1 protein-coding gene is annotated in these 532 nt (G+C 60.9%); it reads left to right on the forward strand.

Features of this window, described 5'->3' with window-relative positions:
- Positions 1 to 532, forward strand: a 532-nt coding sequence (locus Q7C21_RS22905) for a Gfo/Idh/MocA family oxidoreductase (RefSeq protein WP_375151224.1), incomplete at both ends; no start/stop codon positions are given.

Consider the following 532-nt stretch of genomic DNA (forward strand, 5'->3'; position numbering starts at 1 on the left):
GCGAACATCATGACGGATACCGCCGCGACCAAGGAGTATTCGCAGGCGAGATCACCATTGAGGACAATCTGGCGTTGACGGTGGAGTATGAAGGTGGTCCGGTGCTGTCCTACTCTCTGAATGCGCACAGCCCCTGGGAGGGGTACCGGGTGGCAGTCAATGGCACCGCGGGACGCCTGGAATTGGATGTGGTCGAGCGAGCAGCGGTGCTTCCTGCCGCAGGGGGAAATCCCGTGGATCCGTCCTTCTCGGACGACGGACAGAATACCGCGGGGCGCTCCAAGGGGGAGAAGCTTGTCCTCCAGCGTCACTGGGGGCCGGCCGAGGAATTGGAAATCATCAACGGGGAAGGTTCGCACGGCGGCGGGGACGCACTTCTGCTGGAGGAACTCTTCCGCGGCAGCACAGTCGACAGGTATTCACGGCAGGCCGGGTTCCTGGATGGAGCGCGAGCTATCGCCGTGGGAATCTGCGGCAATCAATCTCTGGAATCTGGTCAAGCAGTAGATGTAGATCATGCTGGACTTGGTGT

Source organism: Pantoea sp. ANP04, from assembly GCF_041982285.1.
Classification (GTDB): Bacteria; Pseudomonadota; Gammaproteobacteria; order Enterobacterales; family Enterobacteriaceae; genus Pantoea; species Pantoea eucalypti.